General features: G+C 70.1%; 11 protein-coding genes and 1 pseudogene. 5 read left to right on the forward strand and 7 right to left on the reverse strand.

Features of this window, described 5'->3' with window-relative positions:
- A pseudogene (locus NHG27_RS10515) lies at positions 1–432 on the reverse strand (transposase); the annotation flags it as partial.
- A gap of 482 nt (positions 433–914) precedes the next feature.
- On the opposite strand from NHG27_RS10515, the gene NHG27_RS10520 reads away from it, so the two are divergent.
- A complete protein-coding gene (locus NHG27_RS10520) occupies positions 915–2867 on the forward strand; it encodes an ATP-binding protein (protein WP_497016263.1) in 1953 nt (650 codons plus the stop codon).
- Between the two features lie 238 nt (positions 2868–3105).
- On the opposite strand, the gene NHG27_RS10525 is transcribed toward NHG27_RS10520, so the two are convergent.
- The 3 genes from NHG27_RS10525 to NHG27_RS10535 all read right to left on the reverse strand — a co-directional run bounded on the left by NHG27_RS10525 (position 3106) and on the right by NHG27_RS10535 (position 6953).
- The gene (locus NHG27_RS10525) at positions 3106–3777 is read right to left on the reverse strand and encodes a DUF6518 family protein (RefSeq protein ID WP_497016264.1); all 672 of its coding nucleotides are present in this window, start codon (positions 3775–3777) and stop codon (positions 3106–3108) included.
- A 281-nt stretch (positions 3778–4058) separates the two neighbouring features.
- Entirely contained in the window at positions 4059–4898 is an 840-nt protein-coding gene (locus NHG27_RS10530) for a class I SAM-dependent methyltransferase (RefSeq protein ID WP_497016265.1), read from the reverse strand.
- 270 nt (positions 4899–5168) lie between these two features.
- Complete coding sequence (locus NHG27_RS10535; protein WP_227748325.1) at positions 5169–6953, reverse strand: carbohydrate-binding protein; 1785 nt, start codon at positions 6951–6953, stop codon at positions 5169–5171.
- 164 nt (positions 6954–7117) lie between these two features.
- On the opposite strand from NHG27_RS10535, the gene NHG27_RS10540 reads away from it, so the two are divergent.
- Entirely contained in the window at positions 7118–7807 is a 690-nt protein-coding gene (locus NHG27_RS10540) for a DUF305 domain-containing protein (RefSeq protein WP_497016266.1), read from the forward strand.
- A gap of 56 nt (positions 7808–7863) precedes the next feature.
- Here NHG27_RS10540 and NHG27_RS10545 read toward each other — a convergent pair whose 3' ends face one another.
- Entirely contained in the window at positions 7864–8745 is an 882-nt protein-coding gene (locus NHG27_RS10545) for a universal stress protein (protein ID WP_193719464.1), read from the reverse strand.
- A gap of 312 nt (positions 8746–9057) precedes the next feature.
- Between NHG27_RS10545 and glsA the strand changes: the two genes are divergently transcribed.
- Together glsA and NHG27_RS10555 are read left to right on the forward strand one after the other, a co-directional pair.
- Entirely contained in the window at positions 9058–10068 is a 1011-nt protein-coding gene (gene glsA, locus NHG27_RS10550; RefSeq protein WP_193719463.1) for a glutaminase A, read from the forward strand.
- The gene (locus NHG27_RS10555) at positions 10065–11702 is read left to right on the forward strand and encodes an MFS transporter (RefSeq protein ID WP_227748324.1); all 1638 of its coding nucleotides are present in this window, start codon (positions 10065–10067) and stop codon (positions 11700–11702) included. The genes glsA and NHG27_RS10555 overlap by 4 nt, the downstream gene beginning before the upstream one ends.
- Positions 11703–11759: 57 nt before the next feature.
- On the opposite strand, the gene NHG27_RS10560 is transcribed toward NHG27_RS10555, so the two are convergent.
- Positions 11760–11969: a helix-turn-helix domain-containing protein gene (locus NHG27_RS10560; RefSeq protein WP_193719462.1), complete on the reverse strand. Its 210-nt coding sequence runs from the start codon at positions 11967–11969 to the stop codon at positions 11760–11762.
- A complete protein-coding gene (locus NHG27_RS10565; RefSeq protein WP_497016267.1) occupies positions 11969–12445 on the reverse strand; it encodes a DUF2975 domain-containing protein in 477 nt (158 codons plus the stop codon). Before NHG27_RS10565 ends, NHG27_RS10560 begins: the two co-directional genes overlap by 1 nt.
- Positions 12446–12577: 132 nt before the next feature.
- On the opposite strand from NHG27_RS10565, the gene NHG27_RS10570 reads away from it, so the two are divergent.
- Positions 12578–13636: a hypothetical protein gene (locus NHG27_RS10570; protein ID WP_497016268.1), complete on the forward strand. Its 1059-nt coding sequence runs from the start codon at positions 12578–12580 to the stop codon at positions 13634–13636.
- The last annotated feature ends 57 nt before the right edge of the window (positions 13637–13693 follow it).

Consider the following 13693-nt stretch of genomic DNA (forward strand, 5'->3'; position numbering starts at 1 on the left):
TGGCCAGATACGCCTCCTCGAGATCGTGCCTGGTCACGGGTGCGGCGAGCCAGCGGTAGTAGGGCTGTCGGGCGAGCTTGAGGACCCGGCACGTCGCCGCGACGGGGACCCCGTCGGCGGCGAGCTCACGCACGAGCGGGTAGATCATTTTCCCGGCAGATGCGCCTGAGCGAAGTACGCCGCCGCGCGGCGCAGGATCTCGTTCTCCTGCTCGAGCACGCGGACACGCTTCTTGACCTCGCGCAGCTCGGCCGACTCCGAGGCCGTCACCCCGGGCCGGTTGCCTTCCTCGACCTCGGCAGCATGCATCCAGTTGCGCAGGCATGAGTCGCTGATGCCGAAGTCCTTGGCGATCTGAGACACCGGGGCATCACCACGGCGGGCGATCGCCACGACATCGTCGCGGAACTCTTTGGGATGGGGTCTTGGCACAGTGCACATCCTTCCAGCAGTGCCCTCCGGCACCACAAGTCAGGTGTCACCTATCCGTGCAGCAGACCCCCGACTTGCGGATACTTCTCTGAATACAAAGCCCACAGCGGTCGCCGCTTTGGCCAGAGACGCTGACTCTCGAATTGCCGTGTTGACTGGTGAATGCGCTAAGTTCACAAACGTCGCCGAGTTGCTCCCCGATCCTTCGGTCGGCAGTGGGTTGAACTCGCCTTCCGCGATCATTGAGCTTCTAGAGTTACTGGAGGCGGCGACCAGGACAGTCGCAGGTCCGAGCGAGAGTGCGGGTGCTGGCGATGTCTGAGGTTGGTGTCATCGGGCGGATCACGTCCGTGCAGAGCACGAGTCTACGCGTGTCGCTGGATATCGGGACCAAGGGATTCACCAAGGTGGGGCCCGATGGCCTGCACACTGTTGGGGTTGTCAACTCATACATTACGGTCCCAGCGGGTGCCCATAGAATCGTGGCCATCGTGACGGGGGTATATATCGGCCAGCGTGTAGACAAGGGCGATCGGCGTGCCCTGCTTAGCGAAGATGATCAAAGCGCTTATGAACTTGAAGCGGCGGTCGTTGGTAGGTTTGAAGGTGAGGCCTTCAAGTCTGGGCTCACCGGGTACCCGCCGCTTCACGCACCGGTTCGAGCCGCCACTCCGCGCGAAGTCAAGAGCATCTTCCTACCTCGGAACGCCGTCGCGCTGGAACTGGGAACCTCTGCCGTCGCGGCAGAGCAGGGGGTCTTCCTGGATGCGAACCTGCTACTCGGTCACCACTGTGCTGTGGTGGGATCGACGGGCTCTGGCAAGTCCTGCACCGTTATGGCCATTATCGACAGCCTCTTGGACCATCCAGTTTCCAACGGTCACATCGTCATCTTCGATATTAACGGTGAGTACGCGAAGTCGTTCGAAAAGGGCACTAGCCGTGGGAGAGCCACGCGAACTGTCGTGCTGGGGCCAAGATTGGGGGCGCGCGAAGGACTGTTCCTTCCCCACTGGTTCATGAACAACGAGGAAAATCTGGCGCTGCTGCGTGCCAGCGATGGCGTGCAGGCCCCCGTCCTGCAACGCGCCATCGCCGATGCGAGAGCGGCAGCCTCGTCGACCCAAGGGGACGTTTCCAGACTTCAGGTTGTCCAGTCCACCATAACCATCATTGAACAGCTCTACTCAGATCCGAAGAACTCGCAGCAGCCTGCACTACATCAACTTGGCTCGCTGCGAAGCGTGGTCGAAGAACAGTCGGGACGCGGAGGGCCCTGTTCGCAACAATGGGCCCTTATGCTCACGCTCATCGACGATGCGCAGGGAGTAGCGCGGATCAGTTCTGAAAAATGGTTGGTGCTTTCGCCGGTGCAGAAGGTTGCTCTCAACGATCTGTTCCAGGCGCTCCGAACACAGATCGCGGCCGCTTTCGGAGCCTTGGGAATGGGGAGCGTCGAGGCTGCGCCAGACTTCGACGCTCCCGTCTACTATTCGCTGCAACAGCTCTGCGACTTCTTCCTACCGAGCCGTGTGAAGATCGAAGCAAGCGGGGACAACAAGGTTGCGGGCTATATTGGCACGTTGCAGATGCGCCTGAGTCGCCTGCTCGCCGATGGACGTTATGACTTCATGACTCGGGTCGAGAATCACGCCGATCCCTTGGGTAGCTATCTGCGCCTTCTTATGGGTGCTGACCCAACGCGGGGCTCCTCGGACTCGAACTGGCCCGCTGAGGACTTGTACACGGAACAGAGGAGCGAGCACGATGTCGGGCCCTCGGTCACGATCTTCGACCTGAGCCTGGTTGCGAGCGATGTCCTGGAGAACGTCACCGCATTGCTTGGACGTGTCCTCTTCGACTTTGCCGTCCGTAGCGATCCGCGCGCCGAGCATCCCGTCCTTCTAGTACTTGAGGAGGCTCACCGTTTCATCCCCGCACGGCGCGACCCTAGTGGGTCGGGAAGTAAGTCGACCGCGGTATTCGAACGGATCGCCAAGGAGGGTAGGAAGTTCGGGCTCTCGCTGCTGTTGGCAAGTCAGCGCCCGAGCGAGCTAAGCGAGACGGTTGTGGCTCAATGCGGCACCGTTATCGCCCACCGTCTTACCCACGAGGCCGACCAGACCCTACTGAGGCACGCGACGGCACTGAGTTCACGCGCACTGCTGGATCAACTCCCCGGGCTGGCCCAGCAGCACGCGCTCGTTACCGGTGTAAGCACGGGTGTGCCCGCCGCGGTGCGAATCCGCGACGTTGTGGACGCACCGAAGAGCAACGATCCGAACTTCATGTCCACCTGGGCGGATTCTGACAAGCTCGCCGACCTGCCCGTTCACATCGATAGGGTTGTGGCTGGCTGGCAGGGGGCTGGGTCGCCGCCGAACGGCTTCGTTGGCGGAGATGACATGCCAGTACCAACTTCGGTACAAGACTGAGTCAGGTTCTCAGCTCTGCGCATGGAGCCCTACTGGCTTCGCCTGGGTGCGAGAAGCGGACTCCGGCGGACGTAGTCAGATGCCTTAGGTACGTCATGGGGCTGTGTGGCGCCTCCGGACTTGCCTATGCCGGCTCAAGGTCGCGCGACCTACTTTGCACGAAGGGCTCGACACGCCCGGGATCGTGCAAGGTAGGGCGGCGCGTCTGTGCAATCTGCGCCGCACGTCGACAGACGGCTCAGCCGAGCGCCCGGTAGGCGAGAAGGAACACCAGGGAGACGACGGCGGTGCCTGCCGCGGCGATGGTGATCTCCAGGGCTCCGCGGACGCGACGCGCCAGCGTGGTGGTGAGCAGGACGAGGGACACGAGCCCGATCGCGACCCAGTAGCTGGCGCCTGTCGTCCCGACGACGGTCGTGAGTCCGTACACCGACTCGCCGAGCCCGATCCCCGCGAGCAGCGCCGTGCCCAGGGCCGCACGCACGCCCGCCTCGCGCAGCCAGGCCGCTGCGACCCCGACGAACGGCCCGACGATCACGCCGACGACGCCGAACAGCGTGGGGTCGTAGAAGAGGCCGCGGAGGTCGGCGGCGACGGTGTAGCCGAGGACGAGCAGCACGAAGCTCGCGACGCCGAGCAGTGCGGCATGACGTGTCCGGGCCCGAGGGTCGCCTGCCGCCCAGACGACGAGGAGGGCCGTGAGCAGGGTCCAGCCGCTCGCGGAGTTCGCGAAGGGTGCTGCGGCGTCGGGCAGGAAGCCTTGGGCGAAGGACGTGAGTCCGCCGAGCAGGAGGCTCGCGGTGAGCACGACGGCGGCGCGCGACCAGGGCTGTCCGCCGGGCGCCGTGGTCAGGGCACGGCGGCGCGGTGCGGAGGACGAGCGGTCGTGGAGGGAGGTCGCGTCGGTCATGCCTCGACGCTAGGCGCGTGCTCGTCTCCGGGCGTCACCCCGTCGTGGGACGCGAGTGCAAGAGGGTCCTACCGTGGCAGGAGGAACGCCCGCCCCGCCGGTGTCCCCGTCCATCCGTCGAGGAGACGGCCACTGATCCGCACCCGGCCGCGGGTTCCGACGACGACGAGCCCACCCGGGCGGGCTCCCGTGCGGGTGCCGCGCTGCCGACGTGCCGCCGTCACGGGGGACCCTGCTCCTGGGAGGGCAGGGTCCCCGGCGCGACGCCTCCGGGGCGTGGCTCAGCGAGTGGCGTGGACGAGCCGGACGAGCCGCATCGGCGAGAGGTGCTGCTGGCGGTCGAAGAACCCCTCCGGTGTCGCCGCTGTCTCGTCGACGTCGGCCTCGACCTGCCACCCGTGCTCGGTGAGCCAGGTCCGGACGGTGCCGGGGGCGGGCGAGCACTGCCACGGCTCGCCCACGTGCCCGGCCATGGCGGCGACCGCCTGCGTGTACTCCTTCCCGGCGTCGTTACGCAGGTCCGCCGGGAGGTGGTGGTCGAAGACGAGCGACGACCCGTCGGCGAGCCCGGCGAGGGTGGCGATGAACCGGCGACACTCCTGCGGGGTGAGGTACATGCTCACGCCCAGCCAGACCACCGTCACCGGGCGTCGCAGGTCGACGCCGGTCGCCGCGAGGTCGGCGAGGTCGAACCCTTGCGCCAGGTCGGCCGCGACGCCGTGGGCGGCGTCGACGAGGCCTGCTTCCGCGAAGAGCCGAGCGCGCCATGCGAGGACACCGGGTCGGTCGACGAGCCACACCGACGCCCGGGCACCCGGTGGCAGGCGGTTGGCGAGGGTGTCCAGCCCTGCGCCGATCACGACGACCTGTTCCGTCCCGGCCTCGGAGACGACGGCTTCTGCGTAGCGGGACCTGGTGCAGGCGGACAGGCGGGCGGCAGCGAGGACGGCGGCCTGCGGCTGGGCCAGCTGGTAGTCGAGGGGGGACGGGCTCGTTGTTCGGCACAGCCGCTGGGCGACCTCGTCGGCCAGGAGATGGGGCTCGTCGTCGACGAGCGGGTGCGCCGCGCGCGCGGCGGCGGAGAACAGGGCGGTCTGACTGGGCGTCTCGTGTGCTTTCACCTCAACCAACTACCAGGTTCGGCGGCACAGGTCCAGGAAGCGCGCCGATCGCCCGTCGACCCGGCGACATGGGAACGTGCCCACGGAGCAGCGCGCGCCGGACGCGGACGAGCCGGGCAGCGTCGATCCGGTTCCCGCTCGTGCGCTGCGGGTCCGGACACGCTCTGCGTCGCCCGGCCACGAGCAGGCCCGACGGCGCCGCTCACCTCGCAGGTGAGCGACGCCGTCGGGCGGTGGCTCACCCGGGACGCAGCCCGGGTGCGACGCAGGTCAGCCCTGCGGCGCCCACGGTCCCCAGCGGTCGCCGGGGGCCTGGTTCCTCGTCCACCACTTGGCGGTGTACGTGGTGCCGTCGTGGATCACGGTGTCGCCCGAGGAGTAGACCCGGGTGGGCTTCCACGCCCCGACCCCCTTCGAGTCGACACCTGCGATCTCCTCCCACGGACCCCACGGGTCGCCGGGCGTCTGGCCCTTGGTCCACCACTGGGCCCGCCACACGGCGCCGCCGTACGTGACGGTCGTGCCACCTGCGTAGGCCGTCTTCTTGGACCACGCCGCGGGCTCGACGTACGTCGGCTGGGCCTGCGGGTTGAACTCGTCCGTCACGACCTGCTTCGCGGCGTTGGTCACCGGGTCGTCGAGCAGGAGGACGTCGAGGCCCTTCTGGATGTCGTTCGAGATGATCGCGCCGTTGTACCAGTAGGCCGACCACGAACCGCCGAGGATCAACCGGTCGGGCGACAGCGCCCCGCGGTCGAACCAGGCGATCTCGACCGGGTTGGCCGAGTCCGTGAAGTCCCACACCGAGATCCCGCCCTGGTACCAGGCCTGGACCATGATGTCGCGGCCCGGGACGGGGATGAGGGAGCCGTTGTGCGCGACGCAGTTCTCCGTCGCGGCCTGCTCGCGCGGGATCTTGTAGTAGCTCTTGAACACGAGCTGGCCGTCGACGATGTCGTAGATCGCGTCGGCGCCCTTCTCCGGTCCGACCGTCGCGTTGCAGGTCGGTGCGCCGCCGCCGCCGAGCTCGTCGGTGAAGACGACCTTGGTGCCCGCGTTGTTGAAGGTGGCCGAGTGCCAGAACGCGAAGTTCGTCGTGTCCCGGACGACCTCGGTGACCACGGGGTGGGCGCGGTCGGAGATGTCCATGAGGATGCCGTCGCCCATGCACGCGCCCGCCGCGAGGTCCTTCGACGGGTAGGTCGTGATGTCGTGGCAGCCCGACGTCGTGCTCGAGCCGTTGCCGCCGGGGTTGCCGCCGTCCGGGAAGAGGACGGGCGTCGAGACGACCGCGGCCGACGCCGGGTCGTCGAGGGGGACCTGGACGACGCTGATCAGGTCGTGCGGCGGCTGGCAGTCGGGGAACGCCGCGTTCGGCGAGTACGACGAGACGTAGACGAACAGGTCCTCGCCGTCCTTCGACGGTGCGAGCGAGTGCGTGTGCGAGCCGCACTGCGTCTCGACGGCCGACACGTACTGCGGCGACGTCGGGTCGGAGATGTCGAAGACCTTGACGCCCTCCCACGAGTCCTTGACGACCGCGCTCTGGCCGACGTTGTCGCACGAGGCGTTGCTGCGCGACGAGTCGGTGCTGAGGACCAGGAGGTCGCCGTAGACGGAGATGTCGTTCTGGGAGCCGGGGCACACGACCTGGGCGACCTGCTGCGGGTTGGTCGGGTCGGCGACGTCGTACACGGTGAACCCGCCGTAGTTGCCGGCGAACGCGTACCTGCCCTGGAACGCGAGGTCGCTGTTGTACTGGCCTTCAGGGGTGAAGGCGCCGTTCTTGGGGATGTTCGCGACGAGGGTCAGGTTGGGGCTGCCTGCGATCTGCCCGGGAGCCAGGACGTCGGTGGCCTGGGCGAGGGGAGCGAGGCGCTGGGCGGGGAGCGACGACGGGGCCTGCTCGACGAGCTCGGCCACCGCCTCGGGCGACCCGTCGGACGGTTCGGCGGACGCCGCCGACGCGACAGCGAGCGAGGAGACGGCCAGAGTGGCCGCCAGGGACGAGGCGAGCAGGATCCGGCTTCGTGGCCTGTGCGTTCTTCGATGCACGGGGGAAACACCTCCTTGGTAGGGTTCTGCGCATTCTGACCGGGAAATGTGATCTGCACCACTGCAACCGAGCGGTTCTGGCGAAGGTTTACACGGAGGGAACAGAGCGGGTGCAAAGTTTTCAGAGCGGAAACGCGGCGCGGTCAGCGGGTGCCCGTCAGGTCGTGCGGGTCGTGACCTGCGGGTTCGCCGTGGCCGGCCTCGTGCTGGGGGTCGCGGCGTGCACGGGCGACCCCGGTCCGACCGTCACGCCGTCGAGCGTCGTCGTCCAGCCCGGGCTGCCCGGGGAGGAGGCCGCGACCATCGCGCCCGACGATTACGGCGCGGCACCCGCGGAAGGCACCTGGAACCAGGCCGACGTCGGGTTCGTCACCGGGATGATCGAGCACCACCTGCAGGCGCTCGAGATCGCCGCGCTCGCCCCGGACCGGGCAGGGTCCGACGGCGTGCGCTCCTTCGCCGAGCGGGTCACCGCCGCTCAGGGGCCCGAGATCCACGCGCTCGCGTCCTGGCTGCAGGCGCGCGACGTCGTCGTGCCCGAGGGAGCCCAGGACGCCGGCGGCACCGGGCCGCGCGCGCCCGCAGGGACGGGGGCCGGGCACGGCGACCACGGCGACGGGGTCGTCGGGATGCTGACCGACGAGCAGATGGCGGCGCTCGCGGCCGCGAGCGGCCCGGAGTTCGACCGGCTCTTCCTCGAAGGCATGATCACGCACCACCAGGGCGCGCTCGACATGGTCGACGTCGTGCTCGTCGAGGGGCAGGACCTGTACGCGAACGAGATCGCGGCCGACACCGCGTCGGGTCAGGGGGGCGAGATCGACCGCATGCGAGACCTGCTCGACGGGCTCTGAGGTCGCGCCCGGCGCCGCCGGGTCGGCCCGGCGCCGCGGCTCGACCCGTGGTGCGACTAGTGCTCGTGCGTGACCAGGACGGGCCAGCGGGCGTGGCGCAGCAGGTGCTGGCTGACCGACCCGAGCATCGGACCGGTCAGCTCCCCGTGCCCCCGGGAGCCGACGACGACCAGGGACGCAGGGTCGGCGACGCGTGCGATCTCCTCGGCCGGCGGGCCCTCGACGACGTGGGTCCGCACCAGGAGGTCGTCGTCCTCGGCGCTCGCCGCCCGCGCGGCCTCGTCGGCGTTCTCCTGGGCCTGGGCGCGGAAGGCCTCGCGGAGCTCCTCCCGACCTGTCGTGAGGGGCGTGACGAGCAGGTCTGCGGGCACCGTGTAGGAGGCCACGACGTCCAGGGGGACCTGCCGTCGCACGGCCTCGCGCGCCGCCTCGACCACCGCGGTCCGGGAGTGCGGGGACCCGTCGACGCCGACGACCACCGGCCCGACCGTCGAGAACGGCGTCTCCGCGGGCACCACGACCACGGGAACGGGGGAGCGGGCCGCCAGGTGGATGCTGACCGAGCCCAGGAAGAGGGATCCGAAGGCCCCCAGGCCGCGGGACCCCACGACCACGAGCTCCGCCCGCTCGCCGGCCGCCTCGAGGAGGGAGGCCGCGGGCGGTCCCGTGCGCGCGGAGACCTCGACCTCGAGCTGCGCGTCGACCTCACGGGCCAGCTCGACGGCCACGCGCAGGATCTCGGCCATCTCGTCCTCCTCGTCGGCGATCGGGGGGAGGTAGAAGCCGCCCGCGAACACGACGTCGTAGGACGGGCGGAAGCGGGAGTGCACCACGAGCAGCCCGAGGCCGCGCAGCCGGGCCTCGTGCGCGGCCCAGACCAGCGCCGACCGGCTGCTGGTCGAGCCGTCGATCCCGACGACGACACGGTTCCGAGTCATGGGTGTACCCCCTGGTCAGCGATCACCACGGCCCCGCACGGTTCGACGCCGACGGCGGGCACCGGGGTGCGCGCCGCGTGGTCGTGAAGGGCTCCGACAGCCCTCAGTCTTTGCCCGCCGTGCCGCCTCGGCAACCGGGCAGCCGCCGCCCGGGGGCCACCGAGCCCGTCCGTGGCACGGAGATCGGCGCCGACGTCGAGCTGGTCCTCGCGGCGCCGAGGCCCCGGGACCGGTGACGGCTCGAGCTCTCGGCATGCACGCACCCGAGCCCGGTGGGAGCATCACGTCAGGCTCGAGCGACGGGGTGTGCACATGGATGTCCAGGACGTCGAACAGGTGGCGTCCACCGGGACGCTGCCCCGGTGGGACCGCGTCGAGCACCTCGTCGTCGACGCCCACGCGCGCTACCGCGACCTCGCGGCGGGCGCGGTCGCGGACTACATCCCGGTCCTGGCAGCAGCGGACCCCGCACTGTTCGGCGTGAGCGTCGCCGTGGTCGACGGCGAGATGCACGAGGCCGGCGACACCCAGGTCGAGTTCTCCGTCCAGTCGATCTCCAAGGCGTTCGTCTACGCGCTCGTGTGCGAGGCCTACGGGCACGACGCGGTGCGCGAACGGGTCGGGGTGAACAACACCGGGCTCCCGTTCAACTCCGTCATGGCCGTCGAGCTCAACGACGGGCACCCCATGAACCCCATGGTCAACGCCGGCGCGCTCGCGACGACCGCGATGATGCCCGGTGCGACGCCCGCCGAGCAGTGGGAGAACGTCCGTACCGGCCTCTCGCGCTTCGCCGGGCGGGCGCTCGAGCTCGACGGCGTCGTCTACCGGTCCGAGTCCGAGACGAACATCCGCAACCGGGCCATCGCCCGCCTGCTGCAGAGCTACGGACGGATCGAGACCGACCCGCTCGAGGTGGTCGACGTGTACACGCGCCAGTGCGCGCTGCGCGTGACGGCCCGCGACCTGGCGGTCATGGGCGCGACCCTCGCCGACGGCGGCGTCAACCCCGTGACCGGTGAACGCGTCGTCTCGGCGCAGGTGTGCCGCGACACCCTGGCCGTGCTCGCCTCGACCGGCCTGTACGAGCGCTCGGGCGAGTGGCTCTTCGAGATCGGGCTCCCGGCGAAGTCCGGCGTCGCGGGCGGCATCGTCGCGGTGGCCCCGGGCAAGGGCGGGATCGGCACGTTCTCCCCACCCCTGGACCCTGCCGGGAACAGCGTGCGCGGCCAGCGCGCGACGGCCTACCTGTCGCGGGCGCTCGGCCTCAACCTCTTCGCGTCGTCCGTGCACGTCCCCGAGAAGACGGAGCCCCACGCATGAGCCGAGCAACGCCCGACGAGGTCGTCGTCGCCGAGGAGCGGCGGTCCTGGGTCCCGATGGTGGGCCTGTTCCTGGCCCAGGTCCTCATGTCGTTCAACGTCGCGGCCCTGCCCGTGTCCCTGGGCGGGATGGTCGAGGAGTTCGGCGTGCCGCCGACCGTGGTCAGCTCGACCATCGTCGTGTACGGCCTCGCGGTCGCTGCGCTCGTGATGACGGGGGCCAAGCTCGGTCAGCGGATCGGGTGGGTCGTCGTCTTCCGCGTCGTGGTCGCGACGTTCGCCGCGTCGGCGCTCCTGATGATCCTCTCGCCCACCGTCGGCTGGGCCATCGCCGGGCAGGCCCTCGCGGGGGCCTCCGCCGCGATCATCGTGCCGGCGCTCGTCGCGCTCATCGCCGAGAACTACCACGGTGCTCAGCAGGCGACCGCGATCGGGTCGCTCGGCTCGGCCCGCGCCATCTCCGGCGTGAGCGCGTTCTTCATCGGGGGAGCGCTCGGGACCCTCGTCGGGTGGCGGCCCGTGTTCGGGATCGTGCTGCTCCTCGCCGTCGTCGTGTTCGTGTTCAGCTTCCGCCTGCGCTCGGACCGCGGCGACCCCGGCATCCGGATCGACCTCGTGGCCGCGGTGCTCATCGGTGCGGCGATCGTGCTCCTGACCCTGGGGTTCAACAACCTCAACGCCTGGGGCCTGCTCTACGCGACGCCCGACGCGCCCTTCTCGGTCGTCGGGGTGTCGCCCGCCCCGCTGTTCGTCGTCGCGGGCGTCGTGCTCGGGCAGACGTTCTTCTGGTGGACCCGACGCCGGGCCGCCACGGGAAAGGTCCCCCTGGTCGACCTGACGGTCCTGGGGTCGTCGAGCGAGCGGGCCGCGGTCTACGCGATGTTCATCGTCGTCGCGCTCGAGGCCGCCCTGAACTTCACCGTCCCGCTGTACATCCAGATCGTGCAGGGGCGGACACCGTTCGACACCGCGCTCGCGATGATGCCGTTCAACCTCACGGTGTTCGTCACCGCGACGCTCGTCGTGCGCTTCTACGGGCGGTTCAGCCCACGGGTGATCGGCGTGACCGGGTTCGTCCTGACGACGGGCGCCCTCGCGTGGCTCTCGCTCGTCGTGACCAACAACTGGGAGACGCTGCCCACGATCCTCGGGCTCTTCGTCTTCGGCGTCGGGCAGGGGGCCCTGGTGACGCTCGTCTTCAACGTGCTGGTCACGGCCGTCCCCAAGGCGCTCGCCGGGGACGTCGGGTCGATCCGCGGGACGACGCAGAACCTCGCGTCGGCGGTCGGGACCGCCGTGGTCGGGGCGCTGCTCGTGACGATCCTGGGCATCAGCGTGGCGCGCTCCGTCGTCGAGCACCCCGAGCTGCCGCCCTCGCTCGTCGCCCAGGTGGACCTCGACAACGTGAACTTCGTGAGCAACGACGAGCTGCGCGCCGTCCTGGAGGGAACCGACGCCACCGAGGCGCAGGTCGACGCCGCCGTCGCGCTCAACGAGCAGAGCCGCCTGGACACGCTGCGCATCGGGCTGCTGATCCTCGCCGCGGTCAGCGCGACCGCGATCCTGCCCGCGAGCCGGCTCCCGCGGTACCGGCCGGGCGAGATTCCCGACCCCGCGCCCGAGCCCGTCTCCTGAGGCGCCCCGGTGCGGAGGCCGCGAGAGCGGGAGGTCCCGGCGCCGTCGGGCCTGGTCCTAGTCCTCCGGCTCCCAGCGCAGGACGTCCCCCGGCTGGCAGTCGAGGACGCGGCAGATCGCGTCGAGGGTCGTGAAGCGGACGGCCTTGGCGCGGTTGTTCTTCAGGACCGCGACGTTCGCGGGCGAGATGCCGACCGCGTCCGCGAAGTCGCCCACGGACATCTTGCGCCGGGCGAGCATGACGTCGAGGTCGACGACGATGGGCATCAGATCACCTCCGCGAGCTCGCGGCGGTCGGCGATCGCGGCGTCGAGGAGCCCGCGCATCACGACCATCAGGAGGGCGAGCGCAGCGCCCCCCACGACGCACGCGCCCAGGGCGAGGAACATGCCCGGCCCGCCGGTCTCCTCGACCAGGATCAGGTGGACCCAGACGACCGCCGACAGGCCCGTCGCGGCCGCGGCGCACACCGTGATCGTGTCGACCCACCGGAGCGAGCCGTCGGCGAAGATCCGGTCGGCACCGACCATCGACAGCAGCCGCCACACCGCGACCAGCGCCGCCTGGACGCACACGAACCCGAGGATCGCGGCGACCGAGTAGGGGAGCACGAGATGCTCGACCTCGGGGTACAGGGTCGCCTGCTCGGTCGCGACCACGGGGACCAGGAGCTGGGCGAGCAGCGCCCCCAGGAACATGGTGATCAGGGTCAGGCGGAGCAGCATCGTCACCGTCGTGGTCATCTATCGATGATCGATGGGTTTAGATCGGAAGTCAAGAGATGCGGTCAATTGTGGAACAGGTGTTCCATAAAGGTGCCGGCTTCGGGATAGCATCCGCTGTCCGATCGTGCAGAAGACAGGTGGCCTTTCCAGATGGTGCGTCGACGGTGGTTCAGGACTCGCTGGAGAGCGCTCACCGCGATCGGGGCGTTCATCGCGACCGGCCTCGTCCTCAACGCCGTCTGGCCCCACGACATGACGGCCGTCGTCCAGGACGTCGACGAGGACGGCGTGATCGCCGTCGAGCTCGAGGGACGGACCGAGCACCTGCGCCTCGCCTTCGTCGATCTGGCGGGATCCGAGGAGCAGTGCCTGGGGGAGGAGGGCGTCGACGCGCTCGGCCGGCTCCTTCCGGCCGGGACGACCGTCACCCTCGTCCACGGGACCGCGCACGAGACCGACGGGTCCTACGTCACCGGCCTCCTGGTCGACGACGTGCTGGTCGACGCGCAGCTCGCCGGGACCGGGCTCGCCGCGCTCGCCGACGCGCCCGGCCGCCCGGAGCTGACGAAGGAGGTGTGGGCGGCGCACTCCCAGGCGTCGGTCTCCGAGCTCGGGTACTTCGACCCCACCGTCCCGTGCACCCCGGCTGCACTCGTCGCCTCCTACGAGGCGCAGGTCGAGGAGTTCGTCGACGAGTCGGCCGCGGCGGCCCTGAGCCAGGACGTCGACGTCCTGGACGAGGCGCTGGCCGCGCACGCCGCCGTGGCCGCCGCGCACGCGCACCTCGAACAGGTCCTCTGGCACGAGGCGGACGACTTTCCTGCGACCGTCCTGAGCGCGGTCGCGCGCGACGCTCTCCGTGGCCGGACCAACACCGGGGTCGCGGTCGCCAACACCGCACTGGCCGAGGCGGAGACCGCCCTGCGCGCGGCCGAGGCGGCGGCGGAGGCCGCTCGCCTGGCAGAGGTGGCCCGTCAGGCCGAGGTGGCCCGTCAGGCGGAGGTGGCCCGTCAGGCGGAGGTGGCCCGCCAGGCCGAGGTGGCGCGTCAGGCGGAGGCCGACCGTCTCGCCGCGGAGCAGCGGCGACGCAGCGCGAGCGCCCCGAAGAGCTCGTCGGGCGGGTCCTCGTCGGGCGGGTCGAGCGGCTACACGGGCTGTCGTGCCTATGCGCCCGGCGGGAAGACGTGGAAGCCGATCCCGTGCCCCTGAGCAGACGACGGTAGGCCCCGCCTCGTCTGCCGCGCGCACGCCACCGCCTCCCGGTCC

The organism is Oerskovia sp. 140933 (assembly GCF_059651515.1).

What these genes read in the sequence shown, in the direction of transcription:
- NHG27_RS10525 (WP_497016264.1), bottom strand. Translation starts at nt 3,777, where the DNA reads ATGACCGACGCGACCTCCCTCCACGACCGCTCGTCCTCCGCACCGCGC.
- NHG27_RS10545 (WP_193719464.1), bottom strand. Translation starts at nt 8,745, where the DNA reads ATGACTCGGAACCGTGTCGTCGTCGGGATCGACGGCTCGACCAGCAGC.
- NHG27_RS10565 (WP_497016267.1), bottom strand. Translation starts at nt 12,445, where the DNA reads ATGACCACGACGGTGACGATGCTGCTCCGCCTGACCCTGATCACCATG.
- NHG27_RS10555 (WP_227748324.1), top strand. Translation starts at nt 10,065, where the DNA reads ATGAGCCGAGCAACGCCCGACGAGGTCGTCGTCGCCGAGGAGCGGCGG.
- NHG27_RS10570 (WP_497016268.1), top strand. Translation starts at nt 12,578, where the DNA reads ATGGTGCGTCGACGGTGGTTCAGGACTCGCTGGAGAGCGCTCACCGCG.
- glsA (WP_193719463.1), top strand. Translation starts at nt 9,058, where the DNA reads ATGGATGTCCAGGACGTCGAACAGGTGGCGTCCACCGGGACGCTGCCC.
- NHG27_RS10560 (WP_193719462.1), bottom strand. Translation starts at nt 11,969, where the DNA reads ATGCCCATCGTCGTCGACCTCGACGTCATGCTCGCCCGGCGCAAGATG.